The sequence below is a fragment of the Fluviicola taffensis DSM 16823 genome (genome assembly GCF_943372375.1).
In the GTDB taxonomy this organism is placed as follows: domain Bacteria; phylum Bacteroidota; class Bacteroidia; order Flavobacteriales_D; family Crocinitomicaceae; genus Fluviicola; species Fluviicola taffensis_A.
In genome coordinates this window covers 125,608-143,043 of record NZ_CALRYJ010000011.1, presented here as the reverse complement: position 1 = coordinate 143,043, position 17,436 = coordinate 125,608, and the positions used below count along the sequence as shown (strand labels likewise).

The 17,436-nt window shown below is 38.2% G+C and carries 15 protein-coding genes; 5 read left to right on the top strand and 10 right to left on the bottom strand.

Annotated features, from left to right (window positions below):
- Positions 1–806 precede the first annotated feature (806 nt).
- Positions 807–1,790, bottom strand: a complete 984-nt coding sequence (gene pfkA, locus AAG807_RS15215; RefSeq protein ID WP_341905706.1) for a 6-phosphofructokinase — start codon at positions 1,788–1,790, stop codon at positions 807–809.
- 45 nt (positions 1,791–1,835) lie between these two features.
- On the opposite strand from pfkA, the gene AAG807_RS15210 reads away from it, so the two are divergent.
- Both AAG807_RS15210 and AAG807_RS15205 read left to right on the top strand, forming a co-directional pair.
- Entirely contained in the window at positions 1,836–2,444 is a 609-nt protein-coding gene (locus tag AAG807_RS15210; RefSeq protein WP_341905703.1) for a sigma-70 family RNA polymerase sigma factor, read from the top strand.
- Positions 2,434–3,480, top strand: a complete 1,047-nt coding sequence (locus AAG807_RS15205) for a tetratricopeptide repeat protein (protein ID WP_341905701.1) — start codon at positions 2,434–2,436, stop codon at positions 3,478–3,480. Before AAG807_RS15210 ends, AAG807_RS15205 begins: the two co-directional genes overlap by 11 nt.
- 146 nt (positions 3,481–3,626) lie before the next feature.
- Here the strand turns inward: AAG807_RS15205 and AAG807_RS15200 are convergent, their stop codons facing one another.
- Positions 3,627–3,788: a hypothetical protein gene (locus AAG807_RS15200; protein ID WP_341905698.1), complete on the bottom strand. Its 162-nt coding sequence runs from the start codon at positions 3,786–3,788 to the stop codon at positions 3,627–3,629.
- A 23-nt stretch (positions 3,789–3,811) separates the two neighbouring features.
- Between AAG807_RS15200 and AAG807_RS15195 the strand changes: the two genes are divergently transcribed.
- Positions 3,812–4,000 carry a hypothetical protein gene (locus AAG807_RS15195; protein ID WP_341905695.1) on the top strand — a complete coding sequence of 63 codons (189 nt, stop codon included), beginning with the start codon at positions 3,812–3,814 and terminating at the stop codon, positions 3,998–4,000.
- A gap of 78 nt (positions 4,001–4,078) precedes the next feature.
- Here AAG807_RS15195 and AAG807_RS15190 read toward each other — a convergent pair whose 3' ends face one another.
- The 3 genes from AAG807_RS15190 to AAG807_RS15180 all read right to left on the bottom strand — a co-directional run bounded on the left by AAG807_RS15190 (position 4,079) and on the right by AAG807_RS15180 (position 6,501).
- Positions 4,079–5,215 carry a 3-hydroxyacyl-CoA dehydrogenase NAD-binding domain-containing protein gene (locus AAG807_RS15190; protein WP_341905693.1) on the bottom strand — a complete coding sequence of 379 codons (1,137 nt, stop codon included), beginning with the start codon at positions 5,213–5,215 and terminating at the stop codon, positions 4,079–4,081.
- Between the two features lie 62 nt (positions 5,216–5,277).
- Positions 5,278–5,634 (bottom strand): four helix bundle protein, encoded by a 357-nt coding sequence (locus tag AAG807_RS15185; protein ID WP_341905691.1) that lies wholly within the window; start codon positions 5,632–5,634, stop codon positions 5,278–5,280.
- 93 nt (positions 5,635–5,727) lie between these two features.
- On the bottom strand, positions 5,728–6,501 hold the full coding sequence (locus AAG807_RS15180; protein ID WP_341905689.1) for an enoyl-CoA hydratase-related protein: 774 nt from the start codon (positions 6,499–6,501) through the stop codon (positions 5,728–5,730).
- 219 nt (positions 6,502–6,720) lie between these two features.
- On the opposite strand from AAG807_RS15180, the gene AAG807_RS15175 reads away from it, so the two are divergent.
- Positions 6,721–7,818 carry a hypothetical protein gene (locus AAG807_RS15175; RefSeq protein WP_341905687.1) on the top strand — a complete coding sequence of 366 codons (1,098 nt, stop codon included), beginning with the start codon at positions 6,721–6,723 and terminating at the stop codon, positions 7,816–7,818.
- Position 7,819: 1 nt separating this feature from the next.
- Here AAG807_RS15175 and AAG807_RS15170 read toward each other — a convergent pair whose 3' ends face one another.
- From AAG807_RS15170 to AAG807_RS15150, 5 genes are all read right to left on the bottom strand, one after another.
- A complete protein-coding gene (locus tag AAG807_RS15170) occupies positions 7,820–8,830 on the bottom strand; it encodes a WYL domain-containing protein (RefSeq protein ID WP_341905684.1) in 1,011 nt (336 codons plus the stop codon).
- 33 nt (positions 8,831–8,863) lie between these two features.
- Positions 8,864–10,741: a histidine kinase dimerization/phosphoacceptor domain -containing protein gene (locus AAG807_RS15165; protein ID WP_341905683.1), complete on the bottom strand. Its 1,878-nt coding sequence runs from the start codon at positions 10,739–10,741 to the stop codon at positions 8,864–8,866.
- An 85-nt stretch (positions 10,742–10,826) separates the two neighbouring features.
- The gene (locus tag AAG807_RS15160) at positions 10,827–12,251 is read right to left on the bottom strand and encodes a TonB-dependent receptor (RefSeq protein ID WP_341905681.1); all 1,425 of its coding nucleotides are present in this window, start codon (positions 12,249–12,251) and stop codon (positions 10,827–10,829) included.
- Between the two features lie 48 nt (positions 12,252–12,299).
- On the bottom strand, positions 12,300–13,379 hold the full coding sequence (locus AAG807_RS15155) for a cytochrome c peroxidase (protein WP_341905679.1): 1,080 nt from the start codon (positions 13,377–13,379) through the stop codon (positions 12,300–12,302).
- Complete coding sequence (locus AAG807_RS15150) at positions 13,376–14,128, bottom strand: MbnP family protein (RefSeq protein WP_341905676.1); 753 nt, start codon at positions 14,126–14,128, stop codon at positions 13,376–13,378. The genes AAG807_RS15155 and AAG807_RS15150 overlap by 4 nt, the downstream gene beginning before the upstream one ends.
- A gap of 104 nt (positions 14,129–14,232) precedes the next feature.
- Here AAG807_RS15150 and AAG807_RS15145 point away from each other — a divergent pair, with 104 nt between their 5' ends.
- The gene (locus tag AAG807_RS15145) at positions 14,233–17,379 is read left to right on the top strand and encodes a UvrD-helicase domain-containing protein (RefSeq protein ID WP_341905675.1); all 3,147 of its coding nucleotides are present in this window, start codon (positions 14,233–14,235) and stop codon (positions 17,377–17,379) included.
- The last annotated feature ends 57 nt before the right edge of the window (positions 17,380–17,436 follow it).

The window sequence follows — 17,436 nt, the reverse complement described above, 5'->3', positions numbered from 1 at the left end:
ATGTGTTAGGCCTGCCGCTAGCGTTCATCCTGAGCCAGGATCAAACTCTCCGTTGTAAAAAACTTTGAATTTGTTGATGTGCTCGTTTAATTTTTCTGTTTACGCTGTTTCCTTATTTCCTAATCTGTCAAAGAACTTTTTTGTCAATAATTAAAACTTTTCGTTTCAATTATTGTAAGAGTGTTTATCTCTTTTATGTCATCTTAAAATAAACCGTTGTTTATCTTTTTTTTAATCTTTCAAAAGCAATGCTTTCTTTTTTTATTCTCTCAAGTGAACCGCTGTTCAGCTCTTCTTTTTTTTTGTTTTCCCTTTATCGTTTCGGGGTTGCAAAGGTAAGCAAGTTTTTCTTTTTAACAAGTGTTTGTGAAAAAATATTTAAACTTTTTTTTAAACTCTTATTTCAATCAATCACCGCTCGTTTGCTGGCTTTCCGTTGTTAAGCGGGGTGCAAAGGTAATCATCTTTTTTATTCTAGCAAGCTTTTCTAAAACTTTTTTTTTGATTTCTTTTTTTCTCCTCTTTTCAACTCCTCCGTTTCCGAAGCGCCTATCGTTCTAAGCGGGGTGCAAAAGTAATCATCTTTTTTATTCTAGCAAGCTTTTTGAAAAACTTTTTTCTGACTCCTCTTTTCTCTCTTTTCAACTCCTCCGTTTCCGAAGCGCCTATCGTTCTAAGCGGTGGCAAAGGTACCCACTTATTCTACTTTTGCAACACTTTTTGAAGAAAAAATTGTGGAAAAGATTAGTACCAATACCTAACTCATTGAATAAACAGTTTTTAAAGTCAAAAATATTTTCGATAAATTATCCTTTCGTCAATAAAGACTTCAGTAATTCGATGCCCGAATCATTAGTAGATACGTTTCCAGTAGTTCCTTCCATAATATTTCGAAACACTAAATCTCTTCCAATTTGACCAATCATGATAGATTTTTCACCTTCAATAAGTAAATCAACTGCCTTCACTCCCATTCGTGTTGCAAGAATCCGATCAAATGCGGAAGGGCTTCCTCCTCGTTGAATATGTCCCAATACAGAATATCTCAAATCATATCCATCTAAGAACGGCTTCACTTTCTCCATGATTTCCTTTGCTCCACCTTCATCATCTCCTTCTGCTACTATTATAATAGAGCTACGAATTCCTTTATTTTGATTTTTTATTTCCTTGGCCAGTAAACCAATCTCTGTTAATGTTTCTGGAATCAACACCGATTCGGCTCCACTTGCAATTGCACTATTCAAAGCAATATAACCGGAAGCTCTTCCCATCACCTCCACAAAAAATACCCGATGATGACTTGATGCAGTATCTCTGATCTTATCTACCGCTTCAACCACTGTATTCAAACACGTATCATATCCTATAGTAAAGTCTGTCCCATGAATATCATTGTCAATAGTTCCAGGCAATCCGATTACCGGAATATCGAATTCTTTGGTCAAAGCCATCCCACCAGCATAAGTTCCATCACCACCAATCAAGATCAGACCTTCAATTTTATGTTTCTTCAAATTGGAAACAGCTTGTTTTCTTCCTTCAATAGTTCTAAAAGTCTCACTTCTGGCAGTTCCTAAAATAGTACCACCTAAATGAATGATATTATTTACATCTGTATAAGTCAATTCCCGAATTCGGTTTTCAATCATTCCTTTATATCCATCTTCGATACCGAATACCTCAATACCTTTTCCTATTCCCGCTTTAACAACAGCACGGATACACGCGTTCATTCCAGGAGAATCTCCACCGGAAGTCAAAACTCCAATTCTTTTCAGTTCACTCATAACAGGTGTAAATTTAAGTCCTTACTTTTATAGTATATAAATTTTATGGAATTATTTCATTTAATGCATCTCTACCTCATGATGTTGTTTCAACGAGGACATAATAGGCACAGCAATCTGTCGGATTTGGATCTGATCCAGCTTTATAAACAGGAAGAAAACCTGTTTACCATACCTCTATTATATGAGCGTTATGGACATCTGGTTTTGGGAACATGCATTAAGTACCTGAAACGATACGAAGATGCCGAAGATACAACAATGAAAATCTTTGGTGAATTGAATCAAAAAATAGAGAAGCACACGATTCAACATTTCAAATCGTGGTTGTATCAGCTAACAAAAAATGAATGCCTGATGCATCTTCGCAAACAAAAAACGCATCAAACTCCCATTCACGAGAACTTATTACAAGCGGACTCTCCTGAAATGGACGAACTGAACAGTGAACGGGAACAAAAACTCACCAAACTGGAACAAGCTATTCAACATTTGAAAGAGGACCAGCGCATTTGTATTGAATTGTTCTATTTACAGGATAAAAGCTATCAAGATATCAGCGATGAATTGAACATCCCATTAAATACGGTGAAAAGTTCAATTCAAAATGGAAAAAGGAATTTAAAAATTTGGATGGAAAGTCATGAAGAATAAAGATTATATCTCTCGAAATGAATTTGAGAAACTCCTCCAAAAGTTCTCAAAAGAGGATTCAAACGAACAATTGACTGATTTTGATCGCGACGCGCTCGAAGGATGGCAGGATTCCAATGTCCCATTTTCAAAAATGAAACAATTGGATCGCAAAATGAATTTCTCAAGAACTAATTTCACTCCTTATATAATAGGTCTTTCTGTAGCGGTAATTATCACTTTAGCATTTATCCTGATTCCAAGAACAACTAATCAGGTGGTGACGGAAAAACCCATGATGGTAAAATTAGAGAATACCGACATCAATATCCCAGAAGAAATTGACACATTGATTGCAATTCCCCAAAAAGATCAGATTACGGTTCATGAGATCAAAACATCCCAAAACGAAATCAAGAATCTTCCCGTAGAAGATAAAAAGGAGGAAAATATGGAAATACCTTTCCCTGAATTGGTATTGGAACCACTTCCGCCACTGATTGAGCAAAAGCCCGTAACAGTTTCCAAACAAAAGATTGCAAAGGAAATTTACCTGCAGGATTTAAAAGCAATCGATTATTCTCAGTATCGAAGCAAACCAACGGTGCAAATCGAACAAATCATTCTTACCGGAATTCCAGCCGACCAGAAAGATAAGGACGACATTGTTCCCGAAGAACCACAAATGAAATTGGTCAATATTCCTTATATGGACTATTTGGAAAAATCATTGAATTATACCAATCGTGGAAAATGGAAACAGGCCCTTTCCCGATTCAATGAAATCATTAAAAATTATCCGGATGACGTGAACGCGCGCTTTTATGCCGGCTGGTGTTATTACAATTTGGGTCAGTACAGCGATGCCTGTATTAACTTTTCAGCATGTCTGCAATTGGAATTTTCAAACTTCAATGACGAAGCAGAATGGTATTTGGCAGAAAGCAGGTTGGCAAACGGGGATAAATCCAGTGCGAAAGAATTGTTTGTCAAAATCAAAAATCAGAAAGGGTTTTACTCCCGGCAAGCTGAAAAAGTCCTGAAAACATGGAAATAATGCTTCATCTTACAGAATGAAACCTGACGAGCAAAGCAAACTGAAATTCGAATCGAATTATAAATCATTCGAATGGCTGCGCATTCAGACGAAAGAAGCACGCGATTCTTTCAATGCACAACCCCTATAAGAAGGACATCAGTATCCTATTTGTTCCGGAGGATTGCGAGCTCCTGATCGATTTCAATGTTTACAGAACTACAAAACCAACGCTCTTTTTCTGTGGTTATCAGCGGATTCAATTGCTGAAAGGCATAAATGCAATCAGCCTGAATTACAGCAGGGATTTTTATTGTATCCAAATTCATGACGGGAAGTAGCTTGCGATGGATTGCTATTTCAGAATGCAGGGCAATTTCCGGCTACGGAACTTTCACCCGACGAACATTCGATTATAGAAAACCTGTTCTCTGAAATTGGGGAGGAATTTCAACGTATTGCGAAAGGTGCAGAGAAAAATTGTCCGGTGAGTGGTGCTTTTAGCTTCGAAATTACTTTAGAAGCGGAATTGGTTTCTTAATTAATCGATACAAAAAAGTCGGGGCGAAACAGTCGGGGCGAATCCCGTACATACGGGACGCCCCGACTGTTTTTAGTTTTATTTTGCTAATCTCTTTAATAGTGGATTTGGTCTGTATCTGTCTTCACCATATTCCTGGAACAAATCTTCCAATCTCTTCAAAACGGTTTTCAAACCGATCTCTTCCGACCAGGCCAACAATCCTTTTGGATAATTCACTCCTTTTGTCATTGCCAAGTCAATATCTTCCCGACTTGCAATATTTAAGAACAAGGCATCGTAAGCTTCATTAATCAGCATTGCTAAAATGCGATCTACTATTTGTTGTCCTAGTTTTTCATCTTTAATGGGGCTTGGCAAAGTAACTCCTTCCGAGTAATCGTAAAAACCTCTTCCGGTTTTTCGACCCAAAAACCCAGCTTCCATATGTCTTTTCTGAGTAAATGAAGGTTTGAATCGTGGATCGTAATAAAACGCCGCGAAAACTGTTTCCGTAACGGTGTAATTAATATCGTTTCCAATATAATCCATCAAAGTGAAAGGACCCATTCTGAAACCAGCCAGCTCTGTCATAGCCCAATCGATTGTTGCAAAATCTGCAAGACCTTCTTCATAAATACGCAATGCTTCCCCATAAAATGGTCTGGCTACACGATTTACTATAAATCCGGGAGTATCCTTGCAAACAACAGTCAGTTTACCCCATGAATCGATAATTGATTTTGCCGTCGACAAGGTTTCAGCACTTGTTTGAACTGCAGGAATGATTTCCACTAAAGGCATTAATGGAGCCGGATTGAAAAAATGAATCCCAATCACACGAGCTGGAACTTTCAATACGGAACCAATTGATGCAATGGACAAGGATGAAGTATTCGAAGCAATGATGCAATCCATTCCAACAATTTCTTCAATCTCTTTAAAGACCGTGTGTTTAACATCCAATCGTTCAACAATCGCCTCGATAACCAAACCTGTCCCTTTGAAATCTGCCAATTGCGTAGAAAATTGCATTCTATTCAACAGGTCATTCTTTCCGGTTTCGTCCAGATTTCCTTTTTCAATCATGCGATCGAGCACTTTGATCAAAGAAGCCTTAGCCTTATCCAGTTGAACCTGATTCACATCCACCAAAACAACATCGTGTCCTGATTGAGCTGCTACCTGGGCAATTCCCGCCCCCATTGTTCCGGCACCTAGTACTCCTATTTTCATTTTATTAGACTTTTAGACAATTCGGAGACAAGAGTCAATACTTTATTTCCTCCAATTGTCTTTTATATTTTAGTATTTAATAATTTCTTTTTCAATCCACCTATCATTCGCTGAATTTCTTCCAACTTTTCTATTAATTCTCTTACTTCAATATTAAACAGTTCCGAACACAAAAGTAATTGTGTTTCCAATTCATAGGACGAAGAAACTGCAATATTCAAAAAGTAAAGAAATTCCTTATCTGTTATGCGTCCCGAACCTTCCGTTATATTTGAGGGAATCGAAACCGCGCATCTTTGAATTTGACTCTTCAATCCGAACTTTTCATCATTCGGAAGTTTCTTACTTATCAGATAAACTTCTTTCACTAAATTGAAGGAAAATTTCCAAGAAGATAATTCTCTAAAATTATGTCGCATAACCGGTAAATAATGATTGTTACCTTAATATACGAAATTTTATCGAAAAGCAGCTTTTAGAGTCTTGACTCCAGAAGTCCTGACTCTAAAAATCTATTTCCCTTTAAAAACAGGACTTCTTTTTTCCATGAATGCATTCACACCTTCCTTGAAATCTTCTGAATTTCCGGCAAGTGTCTGTAATTGCTCTTCTAGTGCCAATTGTTGCGTCAAATTATTCGTAAAGCTGGCGTTAATTGCACGTTTCGTTAAGCCCAAACCATAAGTTGGCATGGAAGCCATATTTTCTGCCAATTTAGTCAGTTCATCTTCAAACGATTCGTCTGAAACGACTTTGTAAATCATATTCATAGCTTCTGCATCGGTTGCCGAAACTTTCTCTCCTGTCATCATCAAAGCCAGGGCTTTTTGAGTCCCGATTAAACGAGGTAAGAAGAATGTCCCTCCGGAATCCGGAATCAATCCGATTTTTGAAAATGCCTGAATAAAGGATGCTGATTCTTTCGCAATCGTCAAATCGCAAGCCAAAGCAATATTCGCTCCTGCTCCTGCTGCTACTCCATTCACCCCAGCGATGATTGGTTTCTCAATCATTCGGATTCGTTCAATGATCGGGTTATAATGGTCTTTTACAATCGATTGCATTTCAGGACCATTCGGATCTGTCGCTTCAGCTAAATCCTGACCCGCACAAAAAGCTTTTCCTTCTCCTTTAATTACAATCGCTCTAACCGCATCGTCTTTTTCACATGCATCTAAAGCAGCCTGTAAAGCAAAAGCCATTTCCTTATTGAAGCTATTAAAAACCTGAGGTCTATTTAATGTCAGTGTGCAAACTCCGTTTTTGAATTCTTGAATCAGTACCATTCTTATTTCTTTTGAAACAAAGATAAGAAAAACACTTAGTCTGCCGCAGTGGAAAAACAGAGCTATAACAGAGGTGTGAATGAAATTAATAAAAGAAAAACGGAATTCCCGCCACCTCGAATTTCAGAAAAATACCGGCTTTTAATTCCATATTAAATGAAGAATAAACTTTTAAAAAGAATTAAAAAGAACTAATTTTACATCTATTAAATCATTTTCATGCTGAAGTTCACTATTCTTTCGACATTATTCGCAACGCTATTTGTATCCCAAACAACTCTTTCTCAATGTACAAGTGTTGGAAATTCTTTAGCAACTTCTTACGTAAGTAATAATTCCAACAAAGGCGAAATGTTCAATATAGTAGCAACAAATACAGTTACTATTTTGTGTTTTGATCTGAATTTAATTCTCGGTTCCAATGGAAATTATGAAATCTACTATAAAGTTGGAAGTTATGTCGGTTCTGAATCAAACGCCGCTGCATGGACATTGATAGGTTCTAATCCCTCTGTTCCATGCGTCGCCTTTGACACTCCCTCTCCAATGGATATTCCACTCAATATTGTAATCCCTGCAGGACAAACTTATAGTTTTTACGTTACAGCCACTAGTACAGCTGCCACAACAGGAATTCGTTATACAAACAATTCCGGATATACGAATCTTGCTTCAGATGCGAATATTACCATTGCCGGAGGAATAGGAAAAGCTTATCCGTTTTCGACAAATTATAATAACCGTAGTTTTAATGGGACCGTACATTATTCTGTTGGAAATGTACTTCCGGTTACATTCATTGACTTCACTGCTACCCCAATCAATCAATCTGTTTTGTTGGAATGGGAAACTGAATCCGAAAACGACAGTGATTACTTCGAAGTTGAACGTTCATCTGACGGAAAAAACTGGGACCGACTATTTACTACAAAAGCAGCAGGTGAAAGTAACACACTTATAAATTATCAGGAATTGGACCACGAACCTTTGGATGGGATTAGCTACTATCGTTTAACTCAAGTCGACTTAGATGGTGCAAAAACTATCCTGAAATCTGTTTCACTAAATAATAATCTGGAGTTAGTAGGGAATGAAATTCTTGTTTTCCCGAATCCGACAACCGAAAAAGTACGTGTTTTGGGAGATCAAAATGAACTGGACAATCTAAAAATACTCAACTCAATCGGTCAGGATATTTCCGCTAATTTGACTATCAGTAAGAATAAAGGATATACTGACGTTTATTTTAATAATCAACAAGAAGGAGTTTTCATCCTGAAAACGAAAACAAATTCCCAAATCCTGATCAAGAAATAGGTCACTGATAATTTTCCACCATTGCCCGAACACGCTGGATCATATGTCCGACCAAAAGTTCAGGTTCCAGTACGACCAATTCTCCTCCATAGGAAAGCAATGAACGGATCAATTCTTCGGAGATGAAGACCTTCATCTCAAAGGTTGTTCTATTTCTACCTTCTTTCACAATCCGCTGGGAGAAATGAAAAGGTTGTGATTCGATGTATTTCGCTGCGATATTATCTGCTTTGAAAACTACCGTTTCAGGTTTCCCATTACTTGCAGTTATTCCTATTGCATGCTCAAAAAACTGGTCCGGATTAAATGAAATCGGTGAACGGAATACCTCTTCCGATTCCTGAAGATCATAAATCCGATCCAAACCGTAGGTGATGATTCCTTCTTTGACCAGGTCATAACACAACAGATACCAGCGATTGCGGTACTCTTTTAAAAGAAGAGGGAGTACCTTTCGGGCTTTGCGCTTTTGGGTTTGGAAACTTTCGTAATCAAAATAAATGACTTTTCCAGCTTTGATCGCATTCAAAATCGGATTCAAAAACTCACTTCCCCTTGAAGAAACGGGGGTTTCAAACTCAACGAAACGTTCAATCGATTTGTCATTGATATCCGTAGAGATATTTACACGGTCTACAATTTTATCTATTGCAAAACCGAATTGTTTGAACATTCCGACATCTTTGAACTGACTCAAGGTATTTGCCGCAAATCGGATCGCCTCAATATCAGATTCATTCAAAGGGATTTCATCCAATGAAAATTCCGGATCGCTGTAGTAATATCCATTATGTCTTTTGGAATATTTGATTGGCGCATCGTGTTCCATCTTCATGGCAAACATGTCCTTCTCAATGGTAGAATCACAAATATTCGCCCCGTCAACACTTCCGAATAACGCTTCTTCACAAGCCGCACGTAGCATTGCTTTTGTCGGATAAGGGTTGTAATTATTTCTCAAGGCGCGATCAATAATTCGAAATCTCAACAAGGCATTCTTAATATGCGGCATAACACTACTTTCAACTAAATTATCAAAAAAAAATCAATTCAACTTCGAATGTCGTTCATCAATTGCAAATTGGATAAACAAACCGAACCCTCCACCATCGTTTATATAAGAATACTGAGCATCCAATTGCTGAATAAAAGCGCTCACAATTTCAACACCAGTGGATGATTGTTCCAGGAAATCTATTTTTCCTTTGTACCCTACTCCATTGTCTTTCACCAGAAGTTCATAATTCAATTTCTTTTCGGGATTGTTCTTTAACTCAATTTCAATGAGTCCTTTTTCTCGTTTCGTAAAGGCGTGTTTATAGGAATTTGAAAGCAGTTCACACATGATCAATCCTACAGGCACAGCGTAATCTATTGCCAGATCGATCTCTTCCACATTTACTTTTACCTCAATCACCTTATTGTAACTCGAAAATGATTCTCTCATCTGAGAAATTAATTTATTCAAATAAGCCCCCATTTCTACACAAGCGGAGTCGTTATTGAGATGAAGCTGATTGTGAATCAAAGCAATCGCCCGAATTCGTTCCTTCCCTTCCTCAATGATCCGAAGTGCTTCCGGATCATGCACATTCCTGGATTGAAGGTTCAAAATACTGGAAATCACTTGCAAATTGTTCTTAACCCGATGGTGGATTTCTTTCAAAAGGCTTTCTTTCATAGCCAGGGAATTCGAAATTTCCTTATTCTTTTCATCAATCTCCTCCTTCTGTAATTGAAGTACCTTATTCGAATCATTTTTTTGGCGGATAAACAAGTAAGAGACACTTATGATTATCACAATACTCATAAGAATGAGAATCAGGATCAATCGCAATTGCTGATTCTTCCCTCGTTCTTCTTCCAACAAATACTGATTTGATTCCGTCTGAAAGTCTTTTTCGAGTTCAAAAACCAAATTTTCACTTCGTAGATTCTCCAACAAATCATCGATTTCGTTTCTTCGGATTGAATAGTAGTAAGACGAATCCATGTTCTTTTTGAGATCATAATAATGTTCCAGGCATCCATAAACCTGAAACAGATCCCGCAATTCAGTTGATTTCTCATTTTTCAGAACCATGTCGAAATAAGGCTTCGCAAGGTCCAATTGATTGGTATAAAGATAGATTTCACCCAAACTTGCGTTTGCATATTGCTCCGCATACTTCCACTTATTGATTCGCGATAGTTCTTTGGCAAATTGAAACTCCTTGATTGCTTTATTGACTTTATTATTAAAAAAGTAGACCTGTCCGGCAGAATTTGCCACCTGAAAACTATAAGGAGCACTCATTTTACCAACTAAGATTTTTGCTTCGTCTATTTCATGGGTCGCTTGTTCAAAATTGCCTGTTTCACTGTAAGAGTTCGCAAGTACTAATCGGCATTGAAGCAACAGGTACTTATCCGATTTATCGGATTCAAGAAGAATCTTGTTTGCCCTTTCAATCAGCAGATCGTAATTTTGCCCCAAACTCTCATAAACCGCACTGTATAAATCCAGGTACAATTTATCTTGTTTCTTGACTTTGAAGAAAAACTGGAAACGTTTGGCCTTATTGATTTCGAATTTTACACGGGCATAATCCCCATAAGCACTAAAAAATTTGATCTTCTTAATCGTGAGACGGTAATTGATCTCCGCACTATGAAAACCCTTGTACTTATTATCCAGAAACCGAAGTGTTTCATTCGCTTTTGAGATATCCACAATCATCTCCTCCTGGAGCTTCTGGATTTCTTTAGTAAATTTTTGATGATCGTATTTTATTTTCTGAGAAAAACCACTAAATGAACTGAAAACAAACAGAAAAAGCAGAAGCGTATTCTTTGGCTTTAAGAGCAATAGTAAACTTTCCGATAATTGTGTCATTGGCGCATAAATAGTGGCATTATTGACCAATGTAAGGAATAATTTCACACTAAATCAGATTTCTAACAAATCTTTTTAGCCTTTTTCATTCCAAAAGTCAGTAATTCACTTACAATCAAGAATCTTTAATTTCTTAAGCGTTTACCACATCTTTCTTTTTGTCGTAGCCAAAAAGTTCGTAGTATTTGATCGCCTTCACAACATTTTCCGGAACATCTTGCTCCCAACTTGTAACCCCCGCTCTGATTTTTGATAACACATCGTCAGAAAGAATTTTCAATGCTTCCATATCAAAATTCGAGATTGCAGCCAGTTTATTGTTGTCTTTTAAAAACTGTACCAGTCCATGCAAATGTTTTGGAATGGACAATTCATCCAAGGTATACAATTCACCGGTATCCACATTGAGCGCCGGGTAGACATACATTTTCACATTGTGCCCGAATCCGATACCGAATGCTTCCAGCAAACCTCCTGGCAAATTGTCGTAATAACGCTCATCAAAAATGGTATGCAGGTTATAAATTCCCGCAATGACCCCCATCTTTTGTCCGCGAGCGATCGTTGCCAGGTAATCCAACATCTTGTAATGTTTCAAGTAATTTGAAATCATTACCGTGTATCCTAGAGATTCCAATAACTCGGCTCGGTCGATGAAATCCTTGTCCGAAATTTTTCCATCAGCGGTCAAATCTTTCAAGGTCAACTCGAAAATCACCGACAAATTATCTTCGCGGACACCATCTTCTTTCAGGAACTGTTCTGTTCCATGTGCAATCATATCCAAATGCACTTTGGTGACAGGTCTGAATCGACCACGCATCAATAAGATATTCTTTTTATATAATGCTGCTGCAGGTTGAAGAACGGTACCACATAGATCGAACATCGTTGCATCCGTCATACCTCTTTTCACCAGGTTCAAGGCAATGATGCGATTGTCAACCAATCCTAGATCCGGACCGGAAACACGCAACATATCCACTTCCACGCGATCTCTTGGAATACGATGTACCAGGTTCGTCAGGAATTCTTCCAAATCATCTGTTGAGAAATAAGCAGCATGAATCAGATTCACACCCAGGATTCCCAATGCTTCTTGTTGAGCCTTATGCGAATTATCATGCATTTTAACATGCAGGATAATGTCATTGAATTCACCTCCCTGTTTTGATTGAAAGCGCAATCCAACCCAACCTTGACCTTGATTTGTCTTGTGATAATTTAAAGATTCAACGGTATTACAGAACGCAAAAAAGCGAGCCACTTCCTGTTTCTTTGGAAGACGTTCACACAAAGTTTCATATTCCGTCCGAAGCATCGTAATCAAACGCTCTTCGCAAACATATCTTGATGCAGCTCCATACATCGCATCAGACACTTTCATGTCATATGCCGACTGCGTATACGCAATGGTTCCGGAGCTACCACCCGCTTTAAAAAAGTTAGCTGCAACCTCTTGTCCCGCACCAATTTCTGCGAAACAACCATAAATGTCACTTGTTAGATTAATTTTCAAGGCTTTCTCCTCGGTGGTTAATCTTCTTTCGTCTACCATTTCTTCCATATCACTTGTACAAATGTACTAACAATTAGACTCACTTCGTTAAGGGTTTAACGGTTTAAAGTCGGGATTAGTTACAAAATTATGATCTGTTAACGTTAATAAAAAGGCTTTCAACTGATTACGCTGATCGGGATCCAATTGAACCCCACCTTGACTTGCAAATTCAATTAATGGATCTATCGTTCCTGAGTGTTGAATTCCAGTTGAATAATGATCAATCACATCATCCAACGTTACAAACCTTCCATCATGCATATAAGGTGCGGAAAGTGCAATATTTCGAAGTGAAGGGACTTTAAATTTCCCATTATCATTCGGGTTATTCGTAATTGCCCCTCTTCCCAGATCTGAAAAAACAGCATCCAATCCATTATTTGAAAATTTCTGAACTTGCATCAATGTTCCGTTATGACAATGAAAACAATCCGCACCGTTCAAACTTTTAAACAAATCAAATCCGGCCCATTCTTCTGAGGTAACCGAATTTTTAATTGCCAATTCAGCGGAACTCAATGGAATGTTATTTGCAAACTTATACATCACATCGTATTTTGATTCCCCCGAGATCATGGTTCGCAAAAACTGGGCTAGTGCTTTCGCGACATGTGTCGAATCGAAATCCACTTCACCAAATGCTCTGTAGAATTGATTGCGATAAACCCCATCTGACTTTAATCTCGCAATAGCATCCTTCCATTGTAAGTGCATTTCTACGGGATTGGGAACGGGGGCCAGAATTTGTTCCTCCAATGTATGCGCTCTACCATCCCAAAAAAAGCTGGTTTGCCAACCTAAATTCATTAGCGCCATGGAATTCCGAACTCCAATTGCTCCGTTTACTCCTTGAGAAAATTGATTCGGATCGGAAAATGAAGCATCCGGCGCATGGCAAGATCCACAGGAAATGGTATTATTTAATGACAATTTTGTTTCGTAGAAAAGCATCCTTCCCAACAAAACGCCTTCTTCCGTCATCGGATTATCCGAAGGAATATTCATTTGTGGAAAATGACTGGGAATCTTAAGAGTATATGGCGTTGGATCATACCCAACCTTTTCTTTAGTGCAAGCTAAGAAGAGAACGAGTAAAAGCAATATTCCAATGAAGAATCGATTCATAACGCACTAATGGATGCAGCGAAATTCTGTCGCGCCTTTTCGGTTAAAACACTTTGGGAAGCCATACTATGTGTCGTGAACTCGGTTTTCACATCAATGGTATTTCCTGAATTTTCAAAGAAATTCTTCAAATCGATCTTTAGCCATGCTTGATTGACTGTAGAACTGACAGCAGACCAATTGAGATTAGAAATTGTTTTAGAAGTGAAATACGAATCCGTTCCCACATGATAAACCAGGTTGTGATTGCAATTCGTGACTCCATCCACAATCGTATCTACTTTTGCTTCAACCTTGATAAAGATGTAACCCGGATTCCAATCCCAATGCATGTCATTTGCGATGGCAATATTCAATGGGTTTGAAGAAGGAAAAGTACTCGGATCATTGTGATTGATTGAAGATGGAACGCCAATTCCGAATTGGATCGAAGCCGGATTTGACACAACCTGATTGGCTTGAAAAACAAGATTTCCTGTTGCTCTGAAATTGAACAAAGCGACGTCTTTCATAACGCTACCTCCTGACTGAATATCCGAAAAATAAGCTTTCAGTTCAACAAACTCTATTTGGTAGCCGTTGCTCATGGTGTAAATAGAGTCCAATTGCAACAATTCACTCCCAAACATCGGTTTTAGAGACAATTTACTTTGCTGAACAACGGGCGTATCAGTGACATCATCCTTCTTCTTTTTACAGGAGAATAAGGCAACAGGAACAAGCAACGCAAGAATTTGGAAATGTTTCATTCAGTTGTTTTACCAAATTTAAAACAATGAACAGAGAATTCCTAAAAATTCGGAAAGCGTCCAAGGGATTTTAGGTAATTTCGAAAGATTATTGATTGATCGGTATGAATTCGGATGTAAGCAAACCTTTTTTGATCGTAAACGCTTCTGCCGGAAGTGGTAAAACGTATAATTTGGTGCGCAACTATCTCCGTTTATTGCTTTCCGAAAATGAGAACCGGGCCGAAATCAGTCAGATCATGGCTATGACCTTTACCAATAAGGCAAGTATCGAAATGAAATCACGGATTATGAGTGATTTGAACAGGCTTGCAAACGGAAAGGACGAAGCCAAATCCTATTTGGAAGAAATTGCGGCATTTGTTGGAACAACTCCTGAAGCGACCCAAAAAAAGGCGCGGTTGGTACTTCGTAAGATCCTGCATCAATACGAAGATTTCAATGTAATGACTATCGATAAGTTCAATCTCCGATTGATCCGTTCGTTTGCGAGGGATCTGGATCTGCCGGATAGCTTCGAGATTTCATTGGATGACACCTTGATTCTTGAGAAAGCGATTGATGAGCTTTTAAGTAATATCGACGCGAAGAATCAAACCAAACTGTATCAATTGGCATTGAACTTTGCAAAGTCGAACCTGGAAGAGGAAAACGATTGGAATCTGAAGAAGATCCTTCTATCCAAAGCAAAAGCCTTGACCAATGAAGGTTATTTTCAGATCATCAAGACTCTTTCCAAAACCGATTTCAAAAAAGAACAATTGGATCTCTGGAAATTGCAGTTCAAAGCCGAAAAGGATGAATTGACGATCCGACTGAATTCATTGAATCGCTTGTTTTTGGAAACAGGTATTGATGCAAATTCTTTTGCCGGGAAAAGCACCACGTTCAATCCTATTGTTTTTAATCTACAACTGAATCCGGAACCAATTTTCTTCCTGAAAGAAAGTAAACGAACAGAAGCCAATCTAAAGAATATTCTAAAGACAATTGAAGAAGGAAAGGAAACAAGATTCTCTCCCCTTTACCTGGAATTTCTTCAGTTCATAACCGAAAAAAGTTCTTATTGGATTGAATTGGATTTTAAAATTCAACAATTCCACTTACTGGCAATCCTCAAAGAATTGGCCTTGAGTATGGACGATATCCGAAACAAGGAATCCATTATCCGGGTAAGTGAATTCAATAAGCTCGTTGCCGAATTAGTTCAAAACGAAGATGCTCCATTTATCTATGAACGCCTGGGATCCAAATTCAATCATTTCTTTTTGGATGAATTCCAGGATACCTCGCGCTTGCAGTGGCTCAATATTGTCCCATTGATTCATAATTCTCTGGGAAGCAATTATTTCAACTTCATTGTTGGTGACCCCAAACAATCCATCTATCGTTTCAAGAATGGGGTTGCTGAACAATTTATTGCATTACCTGCTATTTACAATCCGGAAGAAGAACCTTCCATTGCGTTGCGCTCTCTTTTCTTTCAAAAAATGGGAACTGTGGAGGGCTTGGAAGATAACTGGCGGTCGGCAGCAGAAATTGTTCATTTCAATAATCAGTTCTTTGAAGAATTGTTGCAATTCATGCCGGAAAGCGGACAGGAATTCTACAAACACCTCAAACAAAACCCAAAAGGTAAAAAGGGCGGATCGGTGGAATTGATTCTGAATCCGAGAAAAGATATTGACACGACCAAATTCACCAATGACCAATTATTGGAATGGGTGGAACAATGCATTACAGATGGTTACAAACCTTACGAGATTTGTGTTCTTGGAAGAAAGAAACGCGACTGCAATCAATATGCGAACTTTCTAAAGTCGAAAGGTTATCAGATCGTTTCTTCGGATTCTTTATTGGTGAACAGCGATCAATTTGTTCAATTGGCCATCTGTTATTGTAAATGGAAGGTCAATCGGTTCGATTTTCAACGCGCCATGCAATTTGCCTATTTCTATTTTGAAATCCTGGAAAAAAAAGATGCGTTCGATACTTATGGAAATTGTTTCCAGATCAATCCTTCCGATTCCAAAGTCTATTTCTCGGAGCAATTGTTCTTTGAAAGCAGCAGATTGAATGCAGATTTTCTGGATGCCAGTTTTCAAAATATTTATTCCCTCTTGGTGGATTTCCTCATGTTGGTCGAATTGGACCCGATCGAAAACACCTACTTGCAGCAATTATTGGATCTGGCTTATCAATTTGATATGTCAAACGGTCCGGATTTGATGGAGTTCATCAATTACTACGAGAAAAACGAAGGGAAATTCAGTGTTCAGCTTTCAGAAAATGAGCAGGCAATCCAGATCATGACTGCTCACAAGTCAAAAGGATTGGAGTTTCCGGTTGTCATTATTCCATCCTTCAATTTCTTCAATGAAGGAAACAACAACGATTCTTATCTGATGGAAATCAATGAGCACATCGTTGAAACAAAAATGAGCAAGTTTGAAACTGCCATTCCAGCTATCCAAGTGGAAGCAAACAAAGAAGACGCTGCACAAAAGATGGATGCGATCAATTTGCTGTATGTCGCATTTACAAGACCTCAGGATAGACTATATGCAATCAATCTGAAAGGATCCCGGAATAGTTTTTATGAAAAATTCAATACCATTTTTAAAAATCTGTTTCCGGATTCGTATGAAGATGATGTGCTTCATTTAAAATTGGGAACAGCTCCTGAAATCAAACATCATTATCGAAAACACTCCACCAATTATAGTCCGCAATCGATACAGAATTTTTTGTGGTTTCCGGAAATCAGTATTCAATCGACCAAAGAACAAGAAGATGATGGCTTGACAACTGCCCAACGGGTTGGAAAGCAATTCCATTTCATCATGGAAAAATCCCATTCCAGTGAAACAGCATTTTCCGCCTTGAAAACCGGTCTTCTAAAAGGGGAAATCGAACAGGAATTTGAAGGCATTTTAATCAAACTATTGGAAGAAGCTTTCGCAAACAACCTGTTATTGCAACTATTCGAAAGTGGTAAACATTTGAATGAGCGCACATTGATTTTTGATTCAAAAACGCGATTGCGACCAGACAAACTGATTGTTTCCGATCAACAGACCGTTGTTATTGATTTCAAAACAGGTGAAAAGAGCACCAAACATGAAAAACAGGTGCAAGGCTACATGACTGTACTAAGAGAAATCGGGATGTCAGGTATTAAAGGTTATTTGTATTACACCGGAGGATTGGGATTGGTTGAAGTATCTTCTGCTGACTTGTTGAACTCCTAATCCTAGTTCGAAAAGACAGATAGACATGTGTCTATTTGCCCAGTAAAACCAATGGTT

What these genes read in the sequence shown, in the direction of transcription:
- pfkA (WP_341905706.1), bottom strand. Translation starts at nt 1,790, where the DNA reads ATGAGTGAACTGAAAAGAATTGGAGTTTTGACTTCCGGTGGAGATTCT.
- AAG807_RS15210 (WP_341905703.1), top strand. Translation starts at nt 1,836, where the DNA reads ATGGAATTATTTCATTTAATGCATCTCTACCTCATGATGTTGTTTCAA.
- AAG807_RS15205 (WP_341905701.1), top strand. Translation starts at nt 2,434, where the DNA reads ATGAAGAATAAAGATTATATCTCTCGAAATGAATTTGAGAAACTCCTC.
- AAG807_RS15200 (WP_341905698.1), bottom strand. Translation starts at nt 3,788, where the DNA reads ATGAATTTGGATACAATAAAAATCCCTGCTGTAATTCAGGCTGATTGC.
- AAG807_RS15190 (WP_341905693.1), bottom strand. Translation starts at nt 5,215, where the DNA reads ATGAAAATAGGAGTACTAGGTGCCGGAACAATGGGGGCGGGAATTGCC.
- AAG807_RS15185 (WP_341905691.1), bottom strand. Translation starts at nt 5,634, where the DNA reads ATGCGACATAATTTTAGAGAATTATCTTCTTGGAAATTTTCCTTCAAT.
- AAG807_RS15180 (WP_341905689.1), bottom strand. Translation starts at nt 6,501, where the DNA reads ATGGTACTGATTCAAGAATTCAAAAACGGAGTTTGCACACTGACATTA.
- AAG807_RS15175 (WP_341905687.1), top strand. Translation starts at nt 6,721, where the DNA reads ATGCTGAAGTTCACTATTCTTTCGACATTATTCGCAACGCTATTTGTA.
- AAG807_RS15170 (WP_341905684.1), bottom strand. Translation starts at nt 8,830, where the DNA reads ATGCCGCATATTAAGAATGCCTTGTTGAGATTTCGAATTATTGATCGC.
- AAG807_RS15160 (WP_341905681.1), bottom strand. Translation starts at nt 12,251, where the DNA reads ATGGTAGACGAAAGAAGATTAACCACCGAGGAGAAAGCCTTGAAAATT.
- AAG807_RS15155 (WP_341905679.1), bottom strand. Translation starts at nt 13,379, where the DNA reads ATGAATCGATTCTTCATTGGAATATTGCTTTTACTCGTTCTCTTCTTA.
- AAG807_RS15150 (WP_341905676.1), bottom strand. Translation starts at nt 14,128, where the DNA reads ATGAAACATTTCCAAATTCTTGCGTTGCTTGTTCCTGTTGCCTTATTC.
- AAG807_RS15145 (WP_341905675.1), top strand. Translation starts at nt 14,233, where the DNA reads ATGAATTCGGATGTAAGCAAACCTTTTTTGATCGTAAACGCTTCTGCC.